This window comes from Micromonospora sp. Utrum1, assembly GCF_057197805.1.
In genome coordinates this window covers 441,736-467,223 of record NZ_CM170071.1, presented here as the reverse complement: position 1 = coordinate 467,223, position 25,488 = coordinate 441,736, and the positions used below count along the sequence as shown (strand labels likewise).

At 73.1% G+C, this 25,488-nt stretch carries 29 protein-coding genes and 3 tRNA genes; 19 read left to right on the top strand and 13 right to left on the bottom strand.

The features are described from left to right. Window positions 1-56: 56 nt before the first annotated feature. Together AC0OLQ_RS02275 and AC0OLQ_RS02270 are read left to right on the top strand one after the other, a co-directional pair. Entirely contained in the window at window positions 57-1,157 is a 1,101-nt protein-coding gene (locus AC0OLQ_RS02275; protein ID WP_484530002.1) for a serine hydrolase domain-containing protein, read from the top strand. Further along, window positions 1,154-1,324, top strand: coding sequence for a hypothetical protein (locus tag AC0OLQ_RS02270; RefSeq protein WP_484530001.1), 171 nt, complete (start codon window positions 1,154-1,156; stop codon window positions 1,322-1,324). Before AC0OLQ_RS02275 ends, AC0OLQ_RS02270 begins: the two co-directional genes overlap by 4 nt. A gap of 51 nt (window positions 1,325-1,375) precedes the next feature. On the opposite strand, the gene AC0OLQ_RS02265 is transcribed toward AC0OLQ_RS02270, so the two are convergent. After that, window positions 1,376-2,302 carry a phytoene/squalene synthase family protein gene (locus tag AC0OLQ_RS02265; protein ID WP_484530000.1) on the bottom strand — a complete coding sequence of 309 codons (927 nt, stop codon included), beginning with the start codon at window positions 2,300-2,302 and terminating at the stop codon, window positions 1,376-1,378. Between the two features lie 63 nt (window positions 2,303-2,365). On the opposite strand from AC0OLQ_RS02265, the gene AC0OLQ_RS02260 reads away from it, so the two are divergent. The 8 genes from AC0OLQ_RS02260 (at window position 2,366) to AC0OLQ_RS02225 (ending at window position 7,985) form a co-directional block, all read left to right on the top strand. After that, a complete protein-coding gene (locus tag AC0OLQ_RS02260) occupies window positions 2,366-3,523 on the top strand; it encodes a polyprenyl synthetase family protein (RefSeq protein ID WP_484529999.1) in 1,158 nt (385 codons plus the stop codon). A 29-nt stretch (window positions 3,524-3,552) separates the two neighbouring features. Then, window positions 3,553-5,091 (top strand): phytoene desaturase family protein, encoded by a 1,539-nt coding sequence (gene crtI / locus AC0OLQ_RS02255; RefSeq protein ID WP_484529998.1) that lies wholly within the window; start codon window positions 3,553-3,555, stop codon window positions 5,089-5,091. Next, window positions 5,088-5,693: an isopentenyl-diphosphate Delta-isomerase gene (gene idi / locus AC0OLQ_RS02250; protein WP_484529997.1), complete on the top strand. Its 606-nt coding sequence runs from the start codon at window positions 5,088-5,090 to the stop codon at window positions 5,691-5,693. Before crtI ends, idi begins: the two co-directional genes overlap by 4 nt. Further along, window positions 5,683-6,630 carry a MerR family transcriptional regulator gene (locus AC0OLQ_RS02245; RefSeq protein WP_484529996.1) on the top strand — a complete coding sequence of 316 codons (948 nt, stop codon included), beginning with the start codon at window positions 5,683-5,685 and terminating at the stop codon, window positions 6,628-6,630. Before idi ends, AC0OLQ_RS02245 begins: the two co-directional genes overlap by 11 nt. A gap of 76 nt (window positions 6,631-6,706) precedes the next feature. Further along, on the top strand, window positions 6,707-7,501 hold the full coding sequence (locus tag AC0OLQ_RS02240; protein WP_484529995.1) for a polysaccharide deacetylase family protein: 795 nt from the start codon (window positions 6,707-6,709) through the stop codon (window positions 7,499-7,501). Between the two features lie 155 nt (window positions 7,502-7,656). After that, a tRNA-Glu gene (locus AC0OLQ_RS02235) sits at window positions 7,657-7,729 on the top strand. A 33-nt stretch (window positions 7,730-7,762) separates the two neighbouring features. After that, window positions 7,763-7,836, top strand: a tRNA-Asp gene (locus AC0OLQ_RS02230). Window positions 7,837-7,911: 75 nt separating this feature from the next. Further along, a tRNA-Phe gene (locus AC0OLQ_RS02225) sits at window positions 7,912-7,985 on the top strand. 341 nt (window positions 7,986-8,326) lie between these two features. On the opposite strand, the gene AC0OLQ_RS02220 is transcribed toward AC0OLQ_RS02225, so the two are convergent. After that, window positions 8,327-8,542, bottom strand: coding sequence for a hypothetical protein (locus AC0OLQ_RS02220; protein WP_484529994.1), 216 nt, complete (start codon window positions 8,540-8,542; stop codon window positions 8,327-8,329). Window positions 8,543-8,904: 362 nt separating this feature from the next. Between AC0OLQ_RS02220 and AC0OLQ_RS02215 the strand changes: the two genes are divergently transcribed. The 3 genes from AC0OLQ_RS02215 (at window position 8,905) to AC0OLQ_RS02205 (ending at window position 11,447) form a co-directional block, all read left to right on the top strand. Further along, window positions 8,905-9,432 carry a TetR/AcrR family transcriptional regulator gene (locus AC0OLQ_RS02215; protein ID WP_484529993.1) on the top strand — a complete coding sequence of 176 codons (528 nt, stop codon included), beginning with the start codon at window positions 8,905-8,907 and terminating at the stop codon, window positions 9,430-9,432. Between the two features lie 44 nt (window positions 9,433-9,476). After that, a complete protein-coding gene (locus AC0OLQ_RS02210) occupies window positions 9,477-10,271 on the top strand; it encodes an SDR family NAD(P)-dependent oxidoreductase (protein ID WP_484529992.1) in 795 nt (264 codons plus the stop codon). Window positions 10,272-10,547: 276 nt separating this feature from the next. Next, on the top strand, window positions 10,548-11,447 hold the full coding sequence (locus AC0OLQ_RS02205) for a hypothetical protein (protein ID WP_484529991.1): 900 nt from the start codon (window positions 10,548-10,550) through the stop codon (window positions 11,445-11,447). 9 nt (window positions 11,448-11,456) lie between these two features. Here AC0OLQ_RS02205 and AC0OLQ_RS02200 read toward each other — a convergent pair whose 3' ends face one another. Then, a complete protein-coding gene (locus tag AC0OLQ_RS02200) occupies window positions 11,457-12,659 on the bottom strand; it encodes a hypothetical protein (RefSeq protein ID WP_484529990.1) in 1,203 nt (400 codons plus the stop codon). Window positions 12,660-12,889: 230 nt separating this feature from the next. Here AC0OLQ_RS02200 and AC0OLQ_RS02195 point away from each other — a divergent pair, with 230 nt between their 5' ends. Continuing rightward, complete coding sequence (locus AC0OLQ_RS02195; protein ID WP_484529989.1) at window positions 12,890-13,405, top strand: SRPBCC family protein; 516 nt, start codon at window positions 12,890-12,892, stop codon at window positions 13,403-13,405. 10 nt (window positions 13,406-13,415) lie between these two features. Here the strand turns inward: AC0OLQ_RS02195 and AC0OLQ_RS02190 are convergent, their stop codons facing one another. Next, a complete protein-coding gene (locus AC0OLQ_RS02190; RefSeq protein WP_484529988.1) occupies window positions 13,416-14,123 on the bottom strand; it encodes a DUF2786 domain-containing protein in 708 nt (235 codons plus the stop codon). A gap of 55 nt (window positions 14,124-14,178) precedes the next feature. Continuing rightward, window positions 14,179-14,568, bottom strand: coding sequence for a hypothetical protein (locus AC0OLQ_RS02185; protein ID WP_357332238.1), 390 nt, complete (start codon window positions 14,566-14,568; stop codon window positions 14,179-14,181). A gap of 166 nt (window positions 14,569-14,734) precedes the next feature. Here AC0OLQ_RS02185 and AC0OLQ_RS02180 point away from each other — a divergent pair, with 166 nt between their 5' ends. Then, window positions 14,735-16,084, top strand: a complete 1,350-nt coding sequence (locus AC0OLQ_RS02180; RefSeq protein WP_484529987.1) for an ABC transporter substrate-binding protein — start codon at window positions 14,735-14,737, stop codon at window positions 16,082-16,084. Window positions 16,085-16,140: 56 nt separating this feature from the next. Here the strand turns inward: AC0OLQ_RS02180 and AC0OLQ_RS02175 are convergent, their stop codons facing one another. Beyond that, a complete protein-coding gene (locus AC0OLQ_RS02175) occupies window positions 16,141-16,884 on the bottom strand; it encodes an enoyl-CoA hydratase/isomerase family protein (protein ID WP_484529986.1) in 744 nt (247 codons plus the stop codon). A 52-nt stretch (window positions 16,885-16,936) separates the two neighbouring features. After that, complete coding sequence (locus AC0OLQ_RS02170; RefSeq protein ID WP_484529985.1) at window positions 16,937-17,794, bottom strand: 3-hydroxyacyl-CoA dehydrogenase family protein; 858 nt, start codon at window positions 17,792-17,794, stop codon at window positions 16,937-16,939. 165 nt (window positions 17,795-17,959) lie between these two features. Here AC0OLQ_RS02170 and AC0OLQ_RS02165 point away from each other — a divergent pair, with 165 nt between their 5' ends. Then, window positions 17,960-18,247 (top strand): hypothetical protein, encoded by a 288-nt coding sequence (locus AC0OLQ_RS02165; RefSeq protein WP_357332231.1) that lies wholly within the window; start codon window positions 17,960-17,962, stop codon window positions 18,245-18,247. A 45-nt stretch (window positions 18,248-18,292) separates the two neighbouring features. On the opposite strand, the gene AC0OLQ_RS02160 is transcribed toward AC0OLQ_RS02165, so the two are convergent. Further along, window positions 18,293-19,069: a class I SAM-dependent methyltransferase gene (locus AC0OLQ_RS02160; protein WP_484529984.1), complete on the bottom strand. Its 777-nt coding sequence runs from the start codon at window positions 19,067-19,069 to the stop codon at window positions 18,293-18,295. Window positions 19,070-19,182: 113 nt separating this feature from the next. Here AC0OLQ_RS02160 and AC0OLQ_RS02155 point away from each other — a divergent pair, with 113 nt between their 5' ends. Beyond that, complete coding sequence (locus AC0OLQ_RS02155) at window positions 19,183-19,560, top strand: PPOX class F420-dependent oxidoreductase (RefSeq protein WP_357332227.1); 378 nt, start codon at window positions 19,183-19,185, stop codon at window positions 19,558-19,560. 96 nt (window positions 19,561-19,656) lie between these two features. Here the strand turns inward: AC0OLQ_RS02155 and AC0OLQ_RS02150 are convergent, their stop codons facing one another. Then, entirely contained in the window at window positions 19,657-19,866 is a 210-nt protein-coding gene (locus tag AC0OLQ_RS02150; protein WP_007073996.1) for a BldC family transcriptional regulator, read from the bottom strand. A 255-nt stretch (window positions 19,867-20,121) separates the two neighbouring features. Beyond that, on the bottom strand, window positions 20,122-20,961 hold the full coding sequence (locus AC0OLQ_RS02145) for a DUF8083 family protein (protein ID WP_357332225.1): 840 nt from the start codon (window positions 20,959-20,961) through the stop codon (window positions 20,122-20,124). A gap of 175 nt (window positions 20,962-21,136) precedes the next feature. Between AC0OLQ_RS02145 and AC0OLQ_RS02140 the strand changes: the two genes are divergently transcribed. Together AC0OLQ_RS02140 and AC0OLQ_RS02135 are read left to right on the top strand one after the other, a co-directional pair. After that, window positions 21,137-22,219 carry a Glu/Leu/Phe/Val family dehydrogenase gene (locus AC0OLQ_RS02140; protein WP_484529983.1) on the top strand — a complete coding sequence of 361 codons (1,083 nt, stop codon included), beginning with the start codon at window positions 21,137-21,139 and terminating at the stop codon, window positions 22,217-22,219. Between the two features lie 301 nt (window positions 22,220-22,520). Then, the gene (locus AC0OLQ_RS02135) at window positions 22,521-22,739 is read left to right on the top strand and encodes a DUF3073 domain-containing protein (RefSeq protein WP_091315761.1); all 219 of its coding nucleotides are present in this window, start codon (window positions 22,521-22,523) and stop codon (window positions 22,737-22,739) included. Window positions 22,740-22,880: 141 nt separating this feature from the next. Here the strand turns inward: AC0OLQ_RS02135 and amcA are convergent, their stop codons facing one another. The 3 genes from amcA to purM all read right to left on the bottom strand — a co-directional run bounded on the left by amcA (window position 22,881) and on the right by purM (window position 25,469). Then, entirely contained in the window at window positions 22,881-23,117 is a 237-nt protein-coding gene (gene amcA / locus AC0OLQ_RS02130; RefSeq protein ID WP_484529982.1) for a multiple cyclophane-containing RiPP AmcA, read from the bottom strand. Continuing rightward, window positions 23,086-24,189 (bottom strand): cyclophane-forming radical SAM peptide maturase AmcB, encoded by a 1,104-nt coding sequence (amcB, locus tag AC0OLQ_RS02125; RefSeq protein ID WP_484532243.1) that lies wholly within the window; start codon window positions 24,187-24,189, stop codon window positions 23,086-23,088. Before amcB ends, amcA begins: the two co-directional genes overlap by 32 nt. Before the next feature lie 125 nt (window positions 24,190-24,314). Beyond that, window positions 24,315-25,469, bottom strand: coding sequence for a phosphoribosylformylglycinamidine cyclo-ligase (purM, locus tag AC0OLQ_RS02120; protein ID WP_484529981.1), 1,155 nt, complete (start codon window positions 25,467-25,469; stop codon window positions 24,315-24,317). Window positions 25,470-25,488: the final 19 nt, after the last annotated feature.

Sequence of the window (25,488 nt, the reverse complement as noted above, 5' to 3'; positions counted from 1 at the left end):
CGGGTCGGGCCGGAATTCCCGCGCCGGCAATCCTCCCGACCACCTACCGTGGCCGGATGCAGGCACGCTTCGCCCCGGTCCGGGACTGCTTCCACGACCTCTTCGCCGACGGCCGGGAGACCGGCGCGGCGCTGGCCGTCTGGTACGACGGCACACCCGTGGTCGACCTGGTCGGTGGCACCCGCGCCGCCGTCGCGCCCGGCACGGCCGTCCCACCCGTCGGGGCCGGGGAGCCGTGGCGGCCGGACACGCTGGTCAACGTCTACTCGGTGGGCAAGCCGGTGGCCGCGCTCTGCCTCCTGCTCCTGGTCGACCGGCGCCGGGTCGACCTCGACGCCCCGGTGTCGGCGTACTGGCCGGAGTTCCGCACCCCGGCCACCGTGCGGCAGGTGCTCGACCACACCGCCGGGCTACCCGCGTTCCCGGTGCCCCGGCCCGCCACGGCGGTCGCCGACTGGGGGCTGCTCTGCGCCGACCTGGCCGCCGCCGAGCCCGAATGGGCGCCGGGCACCGTCGCGGGCGAGCACGCCTGGACGTACGGGCACCTGGTCGGCGAACTGGTCCGCCGGGTGGACGGGCGGCCGGTGGGGCAGTTCCTGGCCGAGGAGATCGCCGGGCCGTGGCGCCTCGACCTGGCCTTCGGGCTGGACACGGCGGACCAGCGGCGCTGCGCCGACCTGTCGTACGCCGACCCGGACTGGCCGGTCCGGATGCTGGGCGAGCCGGGGTCGCTGCGCGCCCGGGCGATGGGGAACCCAACGGGCGGGCTGGACCTGGCGCTGGTGAACAGCCAGCTCTGGCGCGGCACGGAGTTCCCGGCGGTGAACCTGCACGCCACCGCGTCGGCCCTGGCCCGCCTCTACGCGGGCCTGCTCGCCGGCGGCACCCTCGACGGGGTACGCCGGTTCAGCCCCGAACTCGTCGCCGAGGCGACCCGCGTGCAGTACGAAGGACCGGACCTGGTGCTGGACCGGCCGGCGTGCTGGACGTTGGGCATGCAGTGGGAGCCGGACGGGACCTGGGGCATGGGCGGGATCGGCGGCAGCAGCGCCTGGGCCGATCCGGAGCGCGGCTACACCTTCGCGTACGCGACCGCCCGGCTGGCCGACCATGCCCGGGTGGACGAGCTGGTGGAGGCGCTGCACTCCTGCCTGTGACGGGGACACCTACGCCGGCCCGGCGGACGAGCGCCCCGCACCACTACGTCGGCAGCGGCCAGCAGTTCTGCTTCACCACCTCCGACGGCCACCCCGGGTGGTTGCAGGTGGTGAACCAGGCGGGCGACGGCGGTGCCGTGATCAAGGTGACCGTCTGGCGGACGTGAGCCGTCAGCGCAGCCAGACGCGGGTGACCTCCACAGAGACGGTGCGGCCGATCACGCAGCCAGGGCGGGCTGGAGGGCCGGACCCGGGATCCGCACCGGCGCGCCGGCCGGGGTGAGCAGGGCCCGCCCGGCCACCGCCACCCGCCGCCGCCCAGGTACGCGGGCCCGGCGGGTGAAGACGTCGAAGCCCTGGGCCGCCACCTCGTCGAGGATGCCGCCGTAGAGCGCGTACGCCGTGCGCATGCACGCCTGGGAGGCGGGGGCGAGCAGCGGGATGCCCGGCGCGGCGGCCGCGTAGTGGGCCTGCGCGCGGCTCACCTCGTACTCGATCAGCTCGCGGAGCCGCGGCGCGGTGCGGCCGGCGGCCCGGGCGGCGAGCAGGTCCTCCCGGGTGACGTCGAACCTGGCCAGGTCCTCGTCGGGCAGGTAGGTCCGCCCCCGGTCCAGGTCCTCGGCCACGTCCCGGATGAAGTTGGTGAGCTGGAAGGCGAAGCCGAGCTGGCGGGCGGGCTCCCGGGCGGCCGCCGGGTCGGAGCTGCCCAGGATCGGCAGCATCATGGTGCCGATGACCGCGGCCGAGCCCTCCATGTAGTCGAGCAGGTCGTCGTAGGTCGGGTACGACCGGACGGTCAGGTCCATCGCCATGCTGCGCAGAAACGACGCGAAGTCGTCGCGGTCCAGATCGAAGACCGCGATGGTGTGCAGCACGGCGGGCAGCAGCGGGTCGTCGACGGGCTCGCCGCGCAGGCCGGCGACGAAGCGTGCGGACCACTCCGCCAGCCGGGCCGCGCGCTCGGCCGACGGGAGTTCCTCGGTGCGGTCGACGATCTCGTCGGCGTAGCGCGTGAAGCCGTAGAGGGCGTGAACGTGCCGTCGTTTCCACGCGGGCAGCAGCCGGGTGGCGAGATAGTAGGTACGGCCGTGACGCCGGTGCAGCTCGCGGCAACGCTCATAGGCAGCGGTGAGATCGGTGTCCACCGGCCCTCCTTGGTTCGACGCAGCAATCGACGCAACTCGTAACCCTAGGGTACGCTCACCCGCATGGCCAACGACGCAGTTGCCGGTAGTGCGCTCCGCCTCGTCGCGCCGGCTCAGCCCGGGGCGAAGGACGATCCGGTCCGCGGCGTGCTGGCCGCCTTCACGAAAGACCTGGTGCAGGGCGTCGACGAGACCCTTGCGGGGTTCCTGGCCGCCGAGGTCGACGCGCTCGGCGGGATCGACGCGGCGATGGGCGGGTTCGCCGCGACTGCCCGCGACTGCGTGCTGGCCACCGGCAAGCGGGTCCGGCCGACCTTCGCGTACTGGGGCTGGCGCGGGCTGGCCGGTGGCGACGCGCCGCTGCACTCGGTGCTGCCGGCGCTCGCCGCGCTGGAACTGCTGCACACCTTCGCGCTGGTGCACGACGACGTGATGGACGGCTCCGACACCCGCCGCGGCCGGCCGACCGCCCACCGGGCCGCCGCCGCGCGGCACCGGGCGGCCGGGCACACCGGCGACCCGGAGCGGTACGGCGAGGCGGTCGCCGTGCTCATCGGCGACCTCTGCCTGGTCTGGGCCGACCGGCTGATGGCGCGCGCCACCGTGCCGCCGGCCCGGCTGCTCGACGTGCGCCGCTGCTACGACCAGATGCGGGTGGAGACCGTCGCCGGGCAGTTCCTCGACGTGCTCGGCGAGCACGACGCGGCGAACTGGTCGGTGGAGCGGGCGCTGCGGGTGGCCCGCTACAAGACGGCCGGCTACACCGTCCAGCGACCGCTGCTCTTCGGCGCCGCCCTGGCCGGGGCCGAGGCGGACGCCCCGCTGATCGCCGCGTACACCCGCTACGGGCTGGCCGTCGGCGAGGCGTTCCAGCTCCGCGACGACCTGCTCGGCGTCTACGGCGACCCGGCCACCACCGGCAAACCGGCCGGTGACGACCTGCGGACCGGCAAGCCGACCGTGCTGCTCATGCTGGCCCGGCAGCTCGGCGACCCAGCCCAGCGCCGCGCCCTGGAGCAGGCCGGCACGGTCACCGGGGCGCGCGAGGTGGCCCGGCTCGCCGACGTGGTCCGGGACACCGGGGCGGTGGCCCGGGTCGAGCGGATGATCGCCGACCGGGTGGCCGAGGCGCGGGCGGCGCTCGACGCCGCGCCGATCGACGGCACCGCGCGCAGCGCGCTGACCGGCCTCGCCACCGCTGCCACGCGGCGGCAGGCATGATGACCAACTTCGCGAGTAAGGAGGCCGGGATGCGCACCGTGAGCGGGCGTACCGACCGGGTGGTGATCGTCGGCGCCGGGCTGGGCGGGCTGGCCTGCGCGCTGCACCTGGCCGCCAGCGGCCGGCAGGTGACCGTGTTGGAACGCGAGCCGGTGCCGGGCGGGCGCGCCGGCCGGCTCGGCGTCGATGGGTACGAGTTCGACACCGGACCGACCGTGCTGACCATGCCCGACCTGATCGCCGAGGCGCTCGGCGCGGTCGGCGAGGAGCTAACCGACTGGCTCGACCTGACCCCGCTCGACCCGGCCTACCGGGCGTACTACCCGGACGGGTCGACGCTGGACGTCATCACCGACACCACCCGGATGGCGGCCGAGATCGCCCGGGTCTGCGGGCCCCGCGAGGCCGACGGCTACCTGCGCTTCGTCGACTACGCGCGCGACCTGTGGCGCTGGGAGCGGACCGACTTCATCGAGCGCAACCTGGACGCGCCGACCGACCTGCTCACCGGCAACCTGCTCAAGCTGCTCGCCAACGGCGCGTTCCGGCGCCTCCAGACGAAGATCAACCAGTTCTTCCGGGACCCGCGTACCCAGCGGATCTTCTCCTTCCAGGCCATGTACGCCGGCCTCGCGCCGCACGACGCGCTGGCCATCTACGCGGTCATCGCGTACCTCGACTCGGTGGCCGGGGTGTGCTTCCCGCGCGGCGGCATCCACGCGGTCTCCCGAGGGATGGCCGGCGCCGCGGAGAAGCACGGCGTGCAGATCCGGTACGGCACCACGGTGACCCGGGTGGAGACCGCGCACGGCCGGGCCACCGGCGTGGTCACCGCCGACGGCGAGTTCGTTCCCGCGGACGTCGTGGTGCTCAACCCCGACCTGCCGGTCGCCTACCGGGACCTGCTGCCGGCGAGCCGGCAGCGCAAGCTCACCTACTCGCCCTCCTGCGTGGTGCTGCACGTCGGTTCGACGCAGGGCTACGGCCGGATCGCCCACCACAACATCCACTTCGGGCGGTCCTGGAAGGGCACCTTCGACGAGGTGATCCGGCGGGGCGAGCTGATGACCGATCCGTCGCTGCTGGTGACGAACCCGAGCCGGACCGACCCGTCGGTGGCCCCGGCCGGGCGACACACCTACTACGTGCTCGCCCCCGTGCCCAACCTCGACCGGGCGCCCTTCGACTGGCCGGGCGACCTGACCCGCCGCTACACCGACCAGCTCGTGGCGACCGTGGAGGAGCGGGGCTACGTCGGCTTCGGCGACGGCATCGAGGTGCTGCACACGGTGACCCCGGCCGACTGGGCGGCGCAGGGCATGGCCGCCGGCACCCCGTTCGCCGCCGCGCACAGCCTCTTCCAGACCGGCCCGTTCCGCCCCCCGAACCTGCACCGCACGCTGGGCAACGTGGTCTTCGTCGGCTCCGGCACCCAACCCGGGGTGGGCGTGCCGATGGTCCTGATCAGCGGCAAGCTCGCCGCCTCGCGGATCACCGGAGGTCCGGTGAGCGCGAGGAGTGCAGCGAAGCGGAGCCCCGCAGTCGCGAAGGAAAGGCCGGCACGATGACGGCCCGGGAGAAGCACCTCGTCGAGCTGGTCGACGACGACGGGAACGTGCTCGGCGAGACCACGGTCGCCGCCGCCCACCAGCCACCCGGCCGGCTGCACCGGGCGTTCTCGGTGCAGCTCGTGGACCCGGAGGGGCGGATCCTGCTCCAGCAGCGGGCCGCCGTCAAGACCCGCTTCCCGCTGCGCTGGGCCAACGCGTGCTGTGGCCACCCGCTGCCCGGCCAGTCGCTGGTCGAGGCCGCCAACCGCCGGCTCGCCGAGGAGCTCGGCGTCGAGCCGGTCGACCTCACCGAGGTCGGGGTGTACGTCTACTACGCCGAGGACCCGGCGACCGGTCGGGTCGAGTTCGAGTACGACCACGTGCTGCGCGCCGACGTACCGGCCGACCTGCCCATCCGGCCCGACCCGGACGAGGTGGCCACCCTGCGCTGGGTCGACCCGCGCGAGCTGGAGGACGACCTGGACGCCGATCCCCGCGCGTACGCGCCCTGGCTCGGCGGGGTGGTGAACCGGCTGCTGCGGCCGGCCCGTCCCGCCGCCGACGCGGCGCGGGCGGGCGCGCCCGCCGACGAGGCACCGGAGCGGTCGGGTGGCGGATGAGGCGCTGAGCGCGGGGGCCGTCGCGCGCCGGCTGGGGGTCGCGGTCACCACGCTGCGCACCTGGCACCAGCGCTACGGCCTCGGTCCAAGTGAGCACGTGCCGGGGCACCACCGGCGCTACACGCCGGCCGACCTCGCGCGCCTGGAGATCATGCGGCGGCTCACCGCGGAGGGGGTCACCCCCGCCGAGGCGGCCCGCTGGGCCCGGCAGGCACCGGCCGTTCTCCCGCCCGAGCAGCTCAGGACGAAGGGGCGGGCCACCGCGGTCCGGGACGGCGGCGGGACGACCATCCCGGTCGGCCGGGCCGGACCGGTGGCCCGCGGCGTGGCCCGCGCCGCCATGCGAATGGACTCGGTGGCGATCGGCGACACCATCGCGCACGCTCTCGCCACCGACGGCGTGGTGCCGACCTGGGACGCGCTGCTCCGGCCGGTGCTCGCCGGCATCGGCGAGCGGCACGCCGCCACCGCCGGGTTGATCGAGGTGGAGCACCTGATGTCCCGGTGCGTATCCGAGGCGTTCGCCACGGTGGCCCGGGCGCACCCCGTCGCCGGGCCGGCTCGGATCCTGCTCTCCTGCGCCGACGAGGAACAGCACACGCTCCCGCTGGAGGCGCTGGGCGCCGCCCTGGCCGAGGCCGGGGTGGGCTATCGGATGCTGGGCGCCCGGGTGCCGGTGGCCGCCCTGGTCGAGGCGGTCAACAGGACCGGCCCGGCAGCCGTGGTGCTCTGGTCGCACACCCCGGTCACGGCCGATCCGGACCAGCTCACTGCGGTGCTCGCCGCCCCGCGCCGGCCGCTGCTTGTGCTCGCCGCCGGGCCGGGCTGGCGGGCCGACACGCTGCCGGCCGGGGTGGTCCGGCCGGTGAACCTGGCCGAGGCGCTCTCGCTGGCCGTGGCGGTGCGGGGCTCCCTGGACCAGTCGACGACGGGGTGAGGGGCCCTCCCTATTCGGCGCGACGTCCACTACGGTCGGAAAGTCCGCCCGACCCGACCCCCTCTCGGGAGCGACGATGCGTCCACGCGCCGTGCTGGCGTTCGCCCTCGGCCTGGTGCTCCTCGTGACCGGCTGCGGCGAGCCCGGCAAGACCCCGGCCCGGGCCGCCGCCCCGCCGGCCGCCTCGGCCGTCCCCACGCCGAGGTCGAAGCCCACCCCACGGCCCAGCCCGAGCCGCACCACCCCGCCGAAGCCGAAGCTGCGGCCGCTGCCGAAGACCCTGCCCGCCGGGCTGCACCGGGCCAGCGGCGACCGGGGCGTCGCGCTCACCTTCGACGACGGGCCGGACCCCCGGTTCACCCCGCAGATCCTCGACCAGCTCCGGGCGGCCCACGTCACGGCGACCTTCTGCCTGGTCGGCAAGCAGGCACAGCGCTATCCGCAGCTGGTGGCCCGGATCGCCCGCGAGGGGCACCAGCTCTGCAACCACAGCTGGCGGCACGACATCAACCTCGGCCGTCGGCCGATCGCCGAGATCCGGGCCGACCTGGTCCGGACCAACCAGGCCATCCGGGCGGCCGCGCCGCGCGCGCCGATCACCTGGTTCCGTCAGCCCGGCGGCCGGTGGACGGCGGAGGAGCTGACGGTGGCCCGCCAGCTCGGCCTGCGCCCCCTGCACTGGAGCGTCGACCCGCAGGACTGGGACCACCCGACGGCGAAGACGATCATCAAGCGGGTGGCGTCGGCGACTCACCACAGCTCGATCGTGCTGATGCACGACGCGGGCGGCGACCGGACCCAGACGGTGGCCGCCTGCCGGCACCTGATTCCCGAGCTCAAGCGGCGGTACGGGATCTCCCGACTCCGGTGACACCGCCCCTGAACTGCGGTTTCACCCGGTTCTTCGCCCGTGGCCATACCGGTTTGGCCGACTGCGGAGGCATGGCATATGCTTCTCATGCCTCCGGCGGGGCCGGATGGGAGCAAGTCCGCTTGAAGTTGCGAGTATGCAATGATGGCGGGGCCGCCCTCATCGTCTAGCGGCCCAGGACGCCGCCCTTTCAAGGCGGTAGCACGGGTTCGAATCCCGTTGGGGGCACGGTCCGGTTCCGGCCGGATGCAACACCAGCTAGGTCCTGTGGAGCAGTTGGAGTGCTCGCCGCCCTGTCAAGGCGGAGGTCGCGGGTTCAAGTCCCGTCAGGACCGCAAGCGCTGACGCCGCGCCCTTCACGCGCGGCGTTCTGCGTATCGGCCTGTGCGGTAGCATGAGCCGAGCGGCACGGCCAGGTAGCTCAGTTGGTACGAGCGTCCGACTGAAAATCGGAAGGTCGGCGGTTCGACCCCGCCCCTGGCCACATAGCCTTTCGCCGGGCTACAGAGATCCCCACCAGCGGAAACGCCGGTGGGGATCTTGCCGTTAGGGGTCCTGGCGCATCGATCGCCATCGCCCGTGGTTGACCGCTCTGCGCCCTTGATCGCCGCCGTTCCTTGCACGCTCGCTGCACGCCACTTCGCCAGTCCAGACCTTCGGATGGTCCTGGGGCAGTCCGGGGCGCTAGCGTGCCGTATGGCCGTTATTGACTTGGACGTGTCGCAGCGCACCTCGTCAACGCCACGACGCCTGCAGCCGTGGTTCGTCATCGCGGCCGGTGTGGCGCTGGGCCTTGGCAGCCTCACTGGCGAGCCGAGCTCGTCTTCACAGGTCGACGGCCCACAGGTTCACCACCCGCAGGTTTATCCCGCCCCGTTGTGCCCTTCCCGGGCGGCTCAGCCAGATCCACCGCCGGTTATGCCGGCCGGCATGTCGACCGTCGCGGTGGTCCTCGATGTTGAGACGGGTCGTGTTGTTTCGGTGTTCTGCCGGGTTGGATAGCTCGGTCGCTAACCGAATCTGCCGCCGCACGACGTTCACCCGCTGCTGCCATCCTGTCTGCCCCCGACCCACGCTCCGTGGAGCGGGCCTGGGTCGGTGGTAGACGGGATGACAGCTCCTCAACCACTCACCCACCGAACCGTTCGGGCGTTCCATCTCGGAGTCGTCTGGCCCCCCCGCCGGAGGCATGCCCTTATGGGCCGGCGCGCCGGCCGATGCCAGCGCTTGCGCCGCCAGCAGGCCGAGCGCGGGTCAGGTTCGCTGGGAGCCGCGTCGGCCGCCGGTCGTGAGCCCATCGGGTGACTGCTCCCACAGTTGTGGACTGATCGGTTCCTTACCTTTATGGTTGTCGCATGGGTAGGCCAAGGACGTTCGACATCGACGCGGCGGTGGACCGTGCGATGGAGTTGTTCTGGCGTCAAGGGTTCGAGGCGACCTCGACGGAGGATCTCGTGGAGGGCCTCGGAATCGCCCGAGGCAGCCTGTACAAGGCGTTCGGATCCAAGGAGCAGCTCTATGCGCTGGCGCTTCGCCGTTACTGCCAGCGCCACGCGGTAGGGCTGATCGAGGTGTTGGACCGGGCGGAGCAGGTGCGTCCGGCGATCCGGGCGGTGCTCCTCGAGTTAGTGGAGGCCGACCTGGCCGATCCGGAGCGGGGCTGCCTGCTGGTCAACGCGGCCACGGAGCGCTCGGCGCACCCGGACACGGTGCAGCAGGTCTCGCGCACGATGGGTCAGATCGAGTCGGCCCTGGCCGGGGCGTTGGAGCGAGCGCGGGTCCGCGGGGAGATCGCGTCGGACAAGAAACCGCAGGATCTGGCCCAGTTCCTGACCACGTTCCTGCAGGGTCTGCGGGTGATGGGCAAGGCCCGCGCGGATCGGCCGTTCCTCAACAATGCCGTGGAGGTCTCCCTGGGCGCCCTCGACTGACTTTTTGCTGGCCGAATTAGGAACCGATCAGTCAACAACTAGGAGTGATAGTGGATCTCGAATTGCAGGGCAAGGTCGCCATCGTCACCGGCGCGAGCAGGGGCATCGGTCTGACCACCGTGGCGGCGTTGCTCGACGAGGGTGCGCACGTGGTGGCGAGCAGCCGTACGAGCACGCCAGAGCTCGACGCCCAGGCCGCGCGCGGCGCCACCGTGGTGCTGGCCGACATCACCGACGCGGATACCCCGCAGCGGCTCGTCGACGCCGCGCTGTCGACGTACGGGCGCCTGGATGTGCTGGTCAACAACGTTGGCACCGGCAGCGGCCGGTCAGGATTCCTCGACGTCAACGACGCCGAGTGGGCCCGCATGTTCGACGTGACGTTCTTCAGCGCCGTACGCACCAGCAGGGCGGCCCTGCCCGCCCTGTTGGACAACGGCGGGACGATCGTCAACATCAGCAGCATCAATGCCCGGCTGCCGTTCCCGATGGTGGTCGACTACTCCGCGGCCAAGGCGGCGATGTCCAACCTGACCAAGACCCTGTCGGAGGAGTTCGCGCCGCGCGGTGTGCGGGTCAATGCCGTCTCGCCCGGTCCGGTGCGGACCCCGTTCTGGACCGGGCCTGACGGTTTCGCGCACGCTGTTGCCGCTGGCGCGGGTGTCACCGTCCAGCAGGTGCTCGACGAGGTCGTGCCGCAAAGCATGGCGATCAGCACCGGCCGGATCACCGAGGCCAGCGAGGTCGCCGACCTGGTGCTGTTCCTTGCCTCCGCCCGCTCCGCCAACACCACCGGTGCCGAGTTCATCCTCGATGGCGGCCAGGTCAAGACGCTCTGACCACACCTGCCCCTCAGGACTTGGACATGCCGCCAGGCAGCGGACGACAGGAGAAGCAGCCGCCCATCACACCATGACGGGCGGCTGTTCGTGCGCCGGCAACGCGGCTCACCCGCCCGCCCCCTTCAGTCGATCAAGAAGTTTGCGTCGGTGGGAGGCCGTTTCCCGACGCGAACCTCTTGGTCAACAACGCGGAGGGTCAGGGTTCCGGGATCGGGGGCGGGTCGGGGTTGGTCCCGATGGTGCGGGGGCGGGGGACGGCCAAGACTGAGCCGTATGACGAGAGAGCGGCCGAAGATCCTCGCACCCTGGCGGATCACCTACGGTGCCGAGAGCCGACGACGGCTCGCCTGGTCGGTGGTAGCCGTGCCGCAGGCGTTGGGCGCGCTGGGCCGGGCACCGAGTCGGCCCGGTCGGCTGCGGGCGCTGGGCGGGGCGCTGTTGGCCCTGCCGGTCGCGGTCGCCTCGTCCGCGCTCACCGCGGTGCTCGCCTTCCTGGTGCTGATCAACGTGCTGGCGTACCCGTTCCGCCCGTGGCTCGGGCTCGGCGACCACGCGGACACCGACTGGTACGCGAACGCCTGGGGCGGCCCCACCCTTGCCGGCGCCTGGGCCACCCACGCGGCCCTGATCCTGCTGCTGGTCGTGCCGCCGATGGTCTGGGCCGTCCGCGGGCTCACCGCCCTGCAGTGGCGGCTCACCGGCCACCGGGCGGGCACGCCCGGACCGGTCGCCGCGCCGTCCCGCACGGTGCGTGACCGGCGGGCCAGTGCCGCCGAGCCCGTGGTCGGTCGGCAGACCGGCGCCGTCGAGCCGGTGACCGTCCGGCGGGCCAGCGCCGTCGAGCCGTCGACCGTTGGAACTGCCGCCGTCGAGCCGGTGGTCGGTCGGCCGGCACCGCCGGTGTCCGTCGCGGCGGTCGCCCGGCCCGTCCGGCCGGACGCCAGGGCGGCTCGCGGTTGGCGTCGTCGTCGGGTCGGGGCGGTGCTCGCGGCCGTGGGGCTGCTGGTGGCCTGCTCGCTCACCGCGCACGCCAACGGAATCGGTGACAACCTGCTCTGGGCGCCGCGCGACCTGACCAGCGCCGTCGCCCTCGCCCTGACGCTCGCGCCGGTCGCGGGGTTGCTGCTGCTCCGTCGTACGGCCTGGTGGCGGTCGCCGGCCCAGCCCTGCTGATCCTCCGGGCTACCGCTTCGGGCGGTGCTGGCCCATGCCGCTTTGGATCGCCTCCCAGACGCTCCGGCCGGCGTGCAACAGCGTCTCCCCGGCCTGGCCGGCGAGCTGGGCCGGCCCGGGCGGGCCACCCGGCACCTTCTCCTCCCCCTCCGGCTTCCCGGCGGGCGGTTTCCCCGGCTCCGCCCCCTCCCCGGCCCCCGGGGCCTTTCCCGCACCAGGTGGCTTTCCGGGGCCGGTGGCCGGCCGGCCGACACCCTCGCCGGACGGACCACCCTCGCGCCCGGACTCCGCACTCTCGCGAGACGCGCCACCCGTGCGGCCGGGCTGCCAACCCTCGCGGGACAGGGCACCCTCGCGGGACGGGCCACGCTCGCGGGACGGGCCACGCTCGCGGCCGGGCTGCCCACCCCCGGCGGGCGGACCGCCACCCTGGCCGGTCGGGCCACCCTGGCCGGTCGGGCCACCCTGGCCGGTCGGGCCACCACCCTGACCTGCAGATGGGCCACCCTCGCGGGGCGCACCAGGCCTCTCGCCGCCGCCCGCAGGGCCGGACGGCGGCCGGCCACCACCACCCCCAACTGGCGGAGCACCCGCCGCGCCGGACGGCCGCCCCCCGGCGCCTGCCGATGGCTTCGGCTGCCCCTGCTCGCCGGTCGGCGGTTCGGGAGCACGCGCTCCGGCCGGGGTCGTCCGGGACGGCGGGGACGGCGGTCCGGGTTGGCCGACGCCCTCCCGCAGTGCCCGGTCGGCCACCGCGCCGACCGTCCCGATCCGCTGCCCGCTCTCGTCGAGGACGGGCGCGCTGGCGAGCTGCTGGGCCGCCCGGTTCACGTCGTCGATGCCGCCCCCGACCGAGCGGGCCAGCGTTTCGATCAGGTGCGGGTTCCGGTCGATTGTGGTCAGTGCCCGGTCCAGGATCTGCACCAGCTTCTCCAGGCGTACCTTGAGCAGCGCCTCGGCGCTGACGCCGGTGACATCCAGCTCCACGCCCTCCAGGTGCACCCGGACCCCGGCGTCGAGCTGGAGCAGGTTGGCGAGCCGGGCACGCAGCGACAGATCCGCGTCGAGCCCCTGGACGGACAGCCGGATCTGGTCGACCGTCACCTCCGGGATGTCGAGCAGGACGTCCGGCTCCGACTGCCCGGCGCCGCGATGGGCGCCCCGCTCGCTCGTCGGGTCCGGCTCCCGCCCGGTCGCTCCGCTCTGGCTCATGGTCCCCGCTCCCCGCTGGCCCCGTCCGCCGGGCCGGATCAGCCGCGGTTACCCGGTTTCCGGCCCGGCATCCCTGATGCTCCGGTACGCCGGCGGCGACGGCGGGCAACGCGCTTCGCCGCCCGCCGTTCCCCGGTCCGAGGCTGTCCGGGAGATCGCTCTCCCGCTGTCGGAAAGCGGGCGAACATGAAAGCTGCACAGCGGGGCATCAGCCGGTATGGTCCGGGCCTATGGGACAGGGGATGGCCGATCCGGATGAGGTCAGCCAGGAATTCGACCGTTTCTCCCTCCGCAGCACCCTCTTCGCCCCCGCCTCCGCCGACCGGGCGTACGCCGTGTTCACGGGGTCGCTGACCGACTGGTGGGTGCGCGAATACACCTGGTCGGGGCCGGAGGCGCTGGCCGAACTGGGCATCGAGCCCCGGGCCGGCGGCATGCTCTACGAGATCGGCCCGTACGGCTTCCGCGGCGACTGGGGCCGGGTGCTCACCTGGGATCCGCCGCGGCGGTTGGTCTTCACCTGGCAGTTGGGTCCGGACCGGGTGCCGGTGCCGGATCCGGCGCGGGCCAGCGAGGTCGAGGTCCTTTTCCAGCCCGAGGGGCCGGAGCTGACCCGGGTCGACGTGGAGCACCGCTACTTCGACCGGCACGGCGAGGCCGCCGAGGGCTACCGCAAGGCGCTCACCGCCGGTTGGCACGAGCTCCTCTGCCGCTACCTGGCCACGGTCGCCCGCACCACCGACTGAGCGCGGCGGGTCAGCCGCCGATACCCCGGGCCGGGGTCCCGGCGCCGGAGACCCCGGTGCCGCCGAGGTCGGCCCGGCGACCCGCGGCGGAGCCCGGACCGAAGCCGCTGCCGGCGAGCCGGCGGCGCGGGGCGGTACGCAGCCGCGGATACACCTCGGCGAGCCGACGCTGGACCCGGTCGGAACGGTCGGCGAGCACCAGCGCCATCGAGGGCGCTCCCGATTCGGCGACCGCGCCTGCCTCGGCCGTGCGCAGCCGCTCGGCGACCACGTGCGCGAAGCCGGCCAGCCAGGTGCGCCGGAACGCGGCCGGATGCTCCCCGGCCGGTACGGCGGCCCCGGCGAGCCCGTGCGCGGCCTGCACGAGCAGCGAGGTGAAGAGCAGGTCGACCCGTTCCAGGTCGCTGGCGAAGCCGAAGAGGTGCATATCGAAGCCGCTGCCCTGCCGGCGGCGTACGCAGCGGCAGTGCAGCGGGTCGGCGACCGCCGCGAGCAGGCCGGCCTTGTCGCGGGCGTACGGGGCGACCACCTCGACCACCCGGTCGCCCACCGGGTCGGTGGCCGGCTCGCGGGCGGCGAGCAGCGCCCGGTCGACGCCGTAGCGGGCGATCAGCTCGGTGGCCTTGGCCATGAAGGCGGCCGACTCGGCGGGCGTGCAGGCCGGGTCCTCGGCCTGGGCGAGCAGCTTGCGGACCTTGCTCAGCATCGCCTCGGACATGCACCAGAGCTACCACAGCCGTGGGACCGGGACGGGACGAGGCGGCGCCGGACGGTCAGTCCGCCCGGCTGCGCAGCGTGGCGACCGTCGAGCCGGCGAGGGTGAGCAGGCAGTCGGGGAGCAGCCCATCGGCCGCCGCGGCCCCGAACAGCGCCTCGCCGGTGTCGGCGTCGTCGTTGGCGTACGCGCTGACGAAGCGGGCCACCCAGCGGGTGTCGTAGTCGGCCTGGTCGATCCCGGGGAAGTCGAGCGCGGCGCCGCCACCGGGGGCGTCGCCGCCGACCATGGTGGCGGCCAGGCACCAGGCGACCCCGTAGGCGCCGGACAGCCCGGAGCGGTCGACCACGGCGTCGAAGGTGCCCACCACGCCGTCGCCGTCCCCGGCCAGCGCCGAGCGGAGCACGGCTGTCGCATCGTCCAGCGTCTGCTGTGCTTCGTCGGTCACCTGCCGAACAGTAGTTCCGGGGGTCAAGCGGTGACCCCGGAACGGCCCGGCCGTCACGCAGAGTGATACCGGCAGTCGGGGTGCCGACGGACCGACCTCCACGGTCCCGCGCGCCGCGCCGGCACGCTAGTGTGCGCAGCGGACCCTCGCCGGAGGAAGGACGACAATGCTCAGATCTCGCGCGTCGCGTGCGGCCCTGTCCACGGCCTGCGCGGCGCTCCTGCTCGCCACCAGCGCCTGCGGGAGCGACAAGCCCGAGGAGGCGGCCGCCACCCAGGTGCGCCTCTACGGCACCGACGGCAACATGCAGAACTCGTACGTCGACGCTCTGAAGGACCGCGCGGACCTTCTCAACGGCATGAAGGGCACCACCCCGCTCACGCCGCTGCCCGAGAGCTTCAAGGATCGACTACGCACCGTAGACCCGAAGCTCAAGGACTACCTCTACTCGGCGGAGACCTACGACGCGATCGTGATAAGCGTGCTGGCCGCCCAGCTCGCCGGCACGACCGAGCCGGCCGCGATCGCCAAGCAGATCGTCGGGGTGACCACCGGCGGCCAGCGCTGCGAGGAGGTCACGACCTGCCTCCAGCTGGCCCGCGCGGGCCAGGACCTCGAATACCGCGGGGTGTCGCTGAACCGGGGCGGGTTCACCGACGTCGGCGAGCCGGCCGCCGCCAGCTACGCCACCCTGCACTTCGACGACCAGCAGCTCGACGACGGCAAGACCGAGTTCGTCGGCGCCGGGAACGAGTCGGGGGCGAGCACCAAGACGCCGCCGCGGGGCAAGAAGTCGCGTCCGGCCAAGTCCTACAAGGAGGACGGCTCCCCGCTGGTGCTCGGCGGCCTGCTGCCGAAGACCGGTGACCTGGCCCTGGCGTACCCGCCGATCGCGGCCGGCGCGGCGCTGGCGATCCGCGAGATCAACGCGGCGGGCGGCGTGCTCGGCGAGCCGGTGGTCTGGATCGACGGCGACGACGGCACCGACCCGAAGGTGGCGAAGGCGATGGTGGCCTCGCACGTCCAGCACGGCGTGGACGTCATCATCGGTGCCGCGGCCTCGGGGATCTCCCGGGCCGTGCTGCCCGACGTGGTGGCCGCCGGCCTGATCCTCTTCTCCCCGTCGAACACCGACGCCGGGCTGAGCACGGTGGACGACAAGGGCCTCTACTTCCGCACGGCCCCGTCGGACATCCTCCAGGGTCGGGCGCTGGCCGACGTGATAATGCGCGACGGACCGCACAAGATCGCGATCGTCGCCCGTAAGGACTCCTACGGCGAGGGCCTCCAGGAGAACGTCCGCGCCGAGCTGGAGCGGGCCGGCATGGGCGCCGACAGGGTCAAGCTGCTCTCGTACGTGCCGCCGGACGGCGCGACGGCGCCGCCGGTGGACTTCTCCACCGGGGCCAAGGAAATCAAGGACTACGGGGCGGACGCCGTGCTGGTGATCGGCTTCGGCGAGTCGGCACGGGTGATCACCGCGCTGGCCGACGCCGGGGTGCAGATCCGGCACTGAGACGACGACGAGGGCCGCACCGGGCGAACCGGTGCGGCCCTCGTCGTTTCCGCGGCTCAGCGGGAGCGGCGTCGCTCCAGGAACTCGGTCATCCGCCGGCGCTTCTCCTCGTCCTCGAAGAGCACCGCCTGGCTGAGCAGGTCGAGCTGCGGGTGGGCGGCCGCCGGCGCGTCCACCGCGAGCTTGGTCAGCCGCAGCGCCAGCGCCGAGCCCTTGGCCATCTCGTCGAGCAGCCCGTGCGCGGTGGGCAGCAGCTCCGCCGGCTCGGCCACCACCCGGTTCACCAGCCCGATCCGCAGCGCCTCCTCGGCGTCGACCCGCCGGCCGGTGAAGAGCAGCTCCTTGGCCCGGGCCTCCCCGATCAGCGCGGGCAACCGGTAGGTCGCGCCGGCGCCGGCCAGGATGCCCAACCGCACCTCGGGCTGGCCGAACACCGCACGCGCCGTGCACACCCGCAGGTCACAGGCGTACGCCAGCTCGGCGCCGCCGCCCAGCGCCGGGCCGTCCACGGCGGCCACGGTGGGCATCGGCAGGGCCCGGATCCGGGCGAAGGCCGCCTGGTTGATCGCGGCCAGCGCGTCCAACCGGCCGCGCTCGCGGAGCTGGGCGATGTCCGCGCCGCCGGCGAAGATGCCCTCCGTCCCGCCGGTGAGCAGCAGCAGCCGGGGCCGCGCCTCCAGCTCGGCGCAGACGGCGTGCAGCTCGGCGATCAGGTCCGCGTCGATGGCGTTGCGCTTCTCCGGCCGGTCCAGGGTGACCACCAGCCGGTCCGGCAACTCCTCGATCCGCAGCCCGCTCACCGCGCCCGCCTTCCGTTCGCGACTGCGGGGCTCGCAAGCTCACTCCTCGCGCTCACTGCTTCACCCCGCCTTCCCAGGTGTAGAAGCCCTGGCCGGACTTCTTGCCCAGCCGGCCGGCGGCCACCATCTCCACCAGCAGCGGCGGCGGCGCGAACCGGTCCCCGTACGCGGCCTGGAGGGTGCGGGCGATGTCGAGCCGGACATCCAGCCCGACCAGGTCGGTCAGCTCCAGCGGGCCCACCGGGTGCCGGTAGCCGAGCACCATCGCCTTGTCGATGTCGGCCGGGCTGGCCACCCCGTCGGCGACCATCCGGATGGCCTCCAGGCCGAGGGTCACGCCGAGCCGCGAGGTGGCGAAGCCGGGCAGGTCGCGTACCACGACGGGGTCCTTGCCCAGCCGGCCGGCGAGCGCGACGGCCGCCTCGGTGGTCTCCGGCGCGGTGGCCGGGCCGACCACGACCTCGAGCAGCGCCATCGCCCAGACCGGGTTGAAGAAGTGCAGCCCGAGGAAGCCGGCCGGCCGCTCCAGCCCCTCGGCCAGCTCAGCGATCGGGATGCTGGACGTGTTGCTGCCGAGCAGGGCGGGCCGCCGGCCCTCGGCGTCGGAGAGCACGGCCCGCTTGAGGTCGAGCCGCTCGGGGACCGCCTCCACGATCACGTCGGGGCCCTCGGCCACCTCGGCGAGCCCGGCCCGCAGGGTGACCCGCTCGCGGTTCGCCGTCGCCGCCTCGGCGGTCAGCTTGCCGCGCTGGACGCCGCGCTCCCACAGCTCGCCGAGCCGCCGCACGGCGTCGGCGCCGCGCGCCGGGTCCACCTCGACCAGCTCGACCGCGTACCCGGCGCCGGCCGCCACGTACGCGATGCCGAGGCCCATGGTGCCGGCCCCGACGACCACAAAACGTCCACTCATCGATGTCCCTTCGCCGCGGCCGGTGACGGGCGGGGTCTCCGCCACGCCGGTGCGTCCGCTCGCTCGTTCCTGGGTGCGACCCTATGCAGGGCCGGCCCGCGGGGCATGCGTGGGGGCGCGCCGGATCGGGTACAGACGGCCGTCAACGCCGAGGGAAGGACCGAGATGAGCCAGGCACCGGAGAGCGCGGAGCGCAGCGAGACCGTGGAGACCCGCGGCGACGAGCGGGTGGACCTGCTCCGCGCGGACACCAACAACGACGGGAAGACCGACGTCTGGGTGGTGGACACCGACGGCGACGGGAAGGCCGACCTGTTCCAGTTCGACACCGACGGCGACGGCAAGGTGGACATCACCATGGTCGACATCGACGAGGACGGCACCCCGGACGAGGTGGTCGACGGCGACGGCGGCCTTCCGCCGGAGCAGACCACCCCCACCGTGCAGGTCTGACGGCTACGTCGGCGGGCTTCCGGGCAGTCCCGGGGGCCCGCCGGCTCAGGCCAGCTTCAGCGTGGCCAGGTAGTAGGGGTGGTCCCGGTCGTCCACGTCGACCAGTCGCCACGGCGAGCCGTCGACCAGGTCGGCGAACTCCTCGACCGAGCACACCAGATAGTCGAACCACTCGGTGCCGAGCATCCGGTAGCGCAGCCGCAGCCGGAGTTGGCCGCCGAGCCGCCCCCGCCGCCGGTTCAGCTCGTGGTAGCCGGTGTGCACCGGGTCGGTGGTGCCGTACGGGTCGGTGCCGTGCGCGATCACCTGGGCGCCGGGGCGGGCCAGCGCGGCGAGCGCGGCCAGCAGGGCGGGCGCCCGCTCCCGCCCCTCGAACAGCCCCAGGTTGTTGCCGAGCAGCAAAAAGGTGTCGTAGCGCCGGCCGTCGGCGACGTGCTCGTCGACAGTGCCGAGCACCAGGTCGCGTACGCCCCGGTGCCGGCTGACCCGCAGCGCCCCGATCGAGGTGTCCAGCCCGGTGACCGGCACGCCGCGCTCCTGGAGGTGCAGCGCGATCCGGCCGGCCCCGACCCCGATGTCCAGCACCTGCCCGTGCACCCGTTCCACGGCCCGGTGGTCGTACGGCTGCCACCGCTCCGGCGGGTCGAGGTAGTGCGCAGCGGGGGCGCCATTGATCAGCCCGTCGTCGCGCTCGATGATCTCGATGACCGGCCGGGGCAGCCGCCCGCCGACCAGCGGCCGGGGCCCGATCCCGGTGGCGGCCGCGTACGCGTCGCGGATCATCTCGCCGAACACGTCGCCGATCGTGGGTTCCCCGGTCACGGCCCTTCCAATGTTCGCGACTGCGGGGCTCGCAGACCCGGCTCACTCCTCGCGCTCACGGCGATCACGCTATCCGGGCTCGGCCGGCGCGTCACGGCCGTATCCTGAGCGGCGTGACCGACCTCGACCGCCTGGCGGCGGAGAAGTACGTGCTGCTCACCACGTTCCGCAAGGACGGGCGGGCGGTGCCGACTCCGGTGTGGGCGGTGCGCGACGGCGAGGCGCTGGCGGTGTGGACGGTGTCGGACTCCGGCAAGGTGAAGCGGATCCGGCGCGACGGCCGGGTCACGGTGGCCCCGTGCGACGTGCGCGGCCGGCCGCACGGCGAGGCGGTGCCGGGACACGCGACGATCAGCGGCCCGGAGAGCACCCGGCGGATCCGCAGCCTGCTCAAGCAGAAGTATCGGCTGATCGGCCGGCTGAGCCTGCTGGGCAGCCGGCTGCGCCGGGGCGAGGGCGGCACGGTGGGCCTGCGCATCGTGCTCGACTGAGCGAACCGGCCCCGGAAACGATTGAGGGCGGCGGATCGTCGCATGTCGCGACGTCCCACCGCCCGTGATCGGAACGCCTGAGAAACGTCCGGGTCGTCAGTCCCCCTGGCGCTGCTGGGGAATCTGCCCCTGCAGCAGGGCGCGAACCTCCGACTCGCGGTAACGGCGGTGGCCGCCCAGGGTCCGGATGGCGCTGAGCTTGCCAGCCTTGGCCCACCGGGTCACCGTCTTCGGGTCGACACGGAACATCGACGCCACCTCGGCCGGTGTGAGTAGCGGCTCTGGTTCGTGCGTTCGCGATGCCATCGGGGTCACTCCTCCACATGTATAGACATCGGCCGGGGTCCCGCCGGCCGACGCGTCTCCCATGGTCCGGCTAGTCCCCGATGTCCGACATGGGCCGAACGGCTGAAGGTCCCTAGACGGACGGATGAACCATGCCCGATTTTTACGACTTTTATGCCGCAGAAACTACCTTATTCGGACTCATGATCACGGTTCGTGATGCGTCAACTACGAGACACTCTCGCATCGAGGGGTCTCAACCCGGGCAAACCCGGCCTAGTTGCAACGCTCCAGCAGCTGCACGGCACGCCACCGGGCGACCAGCTTGTCGTATGCGGCCGAGGCCTCCTCCGCCTCGCCCCGGGACAGCCCGGCCAGCCCGGCCGCGACCAGCTCGGTCGAGTCGTCGGCGGAGAGCGTCCCGTCCGGCAGCAGTTGCACCAGGCCGCCGTAGTCGAGTTCCACCACGGAGCGCGGGTGGAACTCCTCCAGCCAGCGGGCGGCCTCCTCGACCGCCTCGGTGATCGGGGCCTCGCCGACCGACTTGCGCAGCACCGACAGCGCCCGGGAGGACCGGCGGCGCGCCTTGGAGATCTCCGTCCGGTAGCGCAGCGCCCGCCGCTCCGGCTCGGTGACCAGGTGCCGCTCCTGCGCGTCGAAGAGCACGAACCAGCGCAGCGGCACACCCCAGGTGGCGATCTGCTCGTGCACCCGGGGCACCCCGTGCTCCAGCACCCGCGCCCCGCTGCGCCAGTCCTCCACGACCGCCTTGGCCTGGCCGGCCAGGACCGGCGGCACGAACGCGTCGGCCAGCACCGAGGGCACCCCGTCGCGGGCGCTCAGCGCCGCCTCGGCGACCCGGATCCGCAGGTTCCACGGGCAGACCAGCAGGGTGTCGTCGGTCTCCAGGACGTACGCCTCGTCGGGCAGGTCGGGCAGCCGGGTCCAGCCGGCGCCCAGCGCCTCGATCACCGCGGTCCGCTGCCGGACCGGCCCGTCCAGCGGGGCGACCGCCCGCCCCTCCTTCACGTAGCGGCGCCAGAACGACTGGCGGTCGCGATCGAAGGCGGTCAGCGGCTCGTACACGCGCAGGTATGAAGCGAAGAGCGACGGCACGGCGCGATCCTCCCACGAGACGGGACTTGTCCGCCGCCGCCGTCACGAGCCGCCGTGACGTGCGCGACAGTACGGCTGGGCCCGATATTAGGCTCAGCAGCACCGGCACCATCCCGCCGGCGTGTCATCAGGTTTCCGCGCCCCACAAGGACGCACACCGAAACAGGAGTCAGCCATGGGCGTATTCGCCAGCACCGACGACCCGGGATCCACCGGTCACGAACAGGTCGTGTTCTGCCAGGACAAGCAGTCCGGCCTGAAGGCGATCATCGGGATCTACTCCACCGCGCTGGGCCCGGCCCTCGGCGGCACCCGGTTCTACCCGTACGCCAGCGAGGAGGAGGCCCTCGCCGACGTCCTCGACCTGTCCCGGGGCATGGCGTACAAGAACGCCCTGGCCGGCCTCGACCTCGGTGGCGGCAAGGCGGTCATCTGGGGCGACCCGGAGCAGATCAAGAGCGAGGCGCTGCTGCGCGCCTACGGCCGCTTCGTGGAGTCCCTGGCCGGTCGCTACTACACCGCCTGCGACGTCGGCACCTACGTGGCCGACATGGACGTGATCGCCCGGGAGACGAGCTACGTCACCGGCCGCAGCGTCGAGCACGGTGGCGCCGGCGACTCCTCGGTCCTCACCGCCTGGGGCGTCTTCCAGGGCATGCGGGCCGCCGCCGAGCACGTCTGGGGCGCTCCGACACTGGCCGGCAAGCGGGTCGGCGTGGCCGGCCTGGGCAAGGTGGGCAAGTACCTCACCGGCCACCTCCTGGAGGACGGGGCCGAGGTCGTGGCGACCGACGTCAACCCGCGGGCCCTGGAGTGGGTGCGTGCAACCCACCCGCAGGTCACTCTGGTCGACGACACCGCCGCGCTGGTCGCCTCCGACATCGACGTGTACGCCCCGTGCGCGCTGGGCGGCGCGCTGAACGACGACACGGTGCCGGTGCTGCGCGCGAAGGTGGTCGCCGGTGCGGCCAACAACCAGCTCGCCCACCCGGGCATCGAGAAGGTCCTCGCCGACCGGGGCATCCTCTACGCCCCGGACTACGTGGTGAACGCCGGTGGCGTGATCCAGGTCGCCGACGAGATCGAGGGCTTCAACTTCGAGCGCGCCAAGCTGCGGGCCACCCGGATCTACGACACCACACGGGAGATCCTGCGGCTCGCCGACGACGAGGGCGTCCCGCCGGCGGTGGCCGCGGACCGGCTCGCCGAGCGCCGGATGGCCGAGGTCGGCCGGCTGCGCACGATCCACCTGCGCTGAGCGTCACCCGGGGGCGGGCCGCCCGGTCCGCCCCCGGGCCGCAGCGCCTCGGGCGCCGGCGCTAAGCTGGGATTTGGGATGCTTTCTGCCGGTTTGACCGCTGTCACGGCCGCCCCGGTCTCCGCTCCTTACCGGGTACAATTTGTGACGGCCGGATCACTGCGACGCGCAGGGCCGGTTGACGGTAACCCGAGGTGCCGAACGGTGGCATCCCCATGTACCGTAAGAGCCACGAGAGATGCCTGACGTCATCGGGGCCCGCCTTCGGGCTGCCCCGCATTCTGTGCGAGGGGGTCGAGCCATGGGGCGCGGCCGTGCTAAGGCCAAGCAGACGAAGGTGGCCCGGGAGTTGAAGTACCACTCCCCGAACACCGACCTCACCGCCTTGCAGCGCGAGTTGGCGGGTGCTGGTGGGAAGTCTGAGCAGCACTTCGACGACGACTACAAAGAGTATGTCGACGACGATGATGAGGATCACGCGGACGACGACCCGGACACCTGGGTCCGTCCGACCCGCTGACCTCCGGTCGCATCTGAGCACGCGGTGACTCCCGCGTGCTCACGCATGTGCCATCCGACGCGGCGCACCGACGATCAGGGGACCCACCGTCCCGGAGCCACTCCGGCAGACCGGCAGGCCCCTGATCGCGGCCGTGCACCTTCAGCGGGGCCGGTTGTTCCAGTTGTAGAACGTCGGGATGTTCTCGAAGTGGTTCCACGCGCACACCGCGCTGGCCCCGTCGCCGCCCGGCACCTCCGCCCGCAGGATGCGCGCGGCCTCGGCCTCCTGGAGAAGTGCGGTCAACCCGACGGCGGCTTCCCGCACCCGGTCCGCGATCGGATCGGGGTCGGCTCCTCCGACGCGCTCAGGCTGCCGGTGACTCGTGGTCTCGGGCATGCTCCAACACTCCCTCCAGTAGGCGGATCTTGCTGTTGCGGCAGTGCTCGGTCTCCGTACCGTCGAAACGCCCCAGCTCGAAGTAGCGGTTGGCCGCGTGGCCCCCGCCGCAGAAGCCGAAGTAGGGGCAGGACGATCGGCACGCCTCCACGCCGGTGAGGAACTCGCCCACCCAGGGGGTGCGCCCAGCGCCGGCCAGGATCTCGGCCAGCGGGGTGGTCAGCACGTTACCGCTGCTGAAGTCGCCGTAGTGGGGGTCGGTGAAGCCGGCCAGCTCCGGGGAGAGCACCACCACCGAGCCGTCGTGGGCGACCGTGGGGATCGGGTCGAGCCGGCGCGGCAGCAGGTCGTCCGCCGAGCCGGCCAGCACGGCGCCGGCGTAGCGCAGCGACCACTCCACCTCCCGGAGGTGGATCCGGGGATCCCGGCGCCAGGCGCCGACCAGTTCCGCCCAGAACCCGGTCACCGCGGCCGCGTCCCGGGCGTTCGTGCGGGTGTTGACGCCCTCGGTCTCCTCGATGTTGATCCCCAGCACGTCGCAGCCGAGGTCGAGGAAGTAGTCGTAGAGCTCGGTGGCCAGCCCCGGCTCCGGCCGGGAGACCACGGCCAGCGCCGAGAACGGCAGCCCGTGCCGGCGCAGCGTCGCCACCCCGGCCACGATCCGGTCGTACGCCGGCCGGCCGCCCCGGGTGACCCGCTCGCCGTTGCGGTCCCGGGGGCCGTCCACGCTGACGCTGACCCGGATCCCGTGCTCGGCGAAGAACGCACACCAGGCGTCGTCGATCAACGTGGCGTTGGTCTGGACGTGGTGCTCGACCGCCGGCCCGAACGGGGCCAGCAGGGCGGCCAGATGCTCCCGGCCGGCCGCGAGCGGCTCCCCGCCGTGCCAGACCACCGAGAAGCGCCCGGAGGCCGCCCAGGGGTTCACCGAGGCCGCCACCGCCTCGGCGACCGGCACCGGCATCCGCCGGTCGGCCGCCCGCAGCGGCAGATAGCAGTAGACGCAGTCGAGGTTGCAGAGCGTGGTCGGCTGCATCACCACGTACGAGGGGACGGCGGCGATGCCCCGCATTCCGGTGTGCGTACGCGCAGCCATCAACCCTCCCCCCGCCTAGCCTGAACCGACCTTCAGGCTAGGCGGCGGTGGCTACTCGGGTGAACCCCCGATCAGGTGCCCGGATGATCACCGGAGAGTGATCACCCGCGGGTGTGCTGACCGATCATCTGCACGTTGCCGGAGCCCTCGATGATCTCGCCGGCCTGCCAGGCGTCGACACCGCGGCCGGTCAGGGTGGCCAGCGCGCGGTCCGCGTCCTCGGCGGAGACCACGGCGAACATGCCGACGCCCATGTTGAACGTCGCCTCCATCTCCGGGTCCTCGATCCGGCCCTTGGACTGGATCAGGTCGAAGATCGGCTGCGGCTTCCAGGTGGAGCGGTTGACCACCGCGTCGACGTGCTCCGGCAGGACCCGGACGAGGTTGCCCGGGATGCCGCCGCCGGTGACGTGGGCCAGCGTCCGCACCTCGGCCTCGGCGATCAGCTTGAGGCAGTCCTGCGCGTAGATCTTGGTCGGGGTGAGCAGCTCCTCGCCGAGGGTCCGCTGCCGGCCGAAGTCGTCGATCACCACGTCGAGCCGCATCCGGCCGGCGCCCAGCAGCACGTGGCGGACCAGCGAGTAGCCGTTGGAGTGCAGGCCGGAGGAGCGCATGGCGATCACGACGTCGCCCACCTCGACCCGCTCCGGGCTGAGGATGTCGCTCTCCTCCACCACGCCCACACCGGTGGCGGAGATGTCGTACTCGTCGGGGCGCAGCACGCCCGGGTGCTCGGCGGTCTCGCCGCCGAGCAGGGCGCAGCCGGCGTAACGGCAGCCGTCGGCGATGCCGGCGCCGATCTCGGCGACCTTGTCCGGGACGACCTCGCCGGTGGCGATGTAGTCGAGCAGGAACAGCGGCTCGGCGCCGCAGGCCACCAGGTCGTCGACCACCATGGCGACCAGGTCGATGCCGACCGTGTCGTGGATGTCGAGCTGCTGGGCGATCACCAGCTTGGTGCCCACGCCGTCGGTGGAGGAGGCCAGGATCGGGTTCTTGTATTTCTTGGTGTCCAGCCGGAACAGGCCGGCGAAGCCGCCCAGGTCACCCATGACCTCCGGGCGCCGGGTCTGCCGGACCTTGGACTTCAGCAGCTCGACCGCGCGGTCGCCCGCCTCGATCGACACCCCGGCGTCAGCGTACGAGACCGAGCGTTTGCGCTGCGTACGGCCGGTCCCCGCCGACCAGGGCTGGCGGTCGCCGCCGGCGCCCGTCGGGCTGGATCCTGCGCCGCTGCGCTCGGACACGTGCGTCACGGTTCTCCCCTTTGTGGTT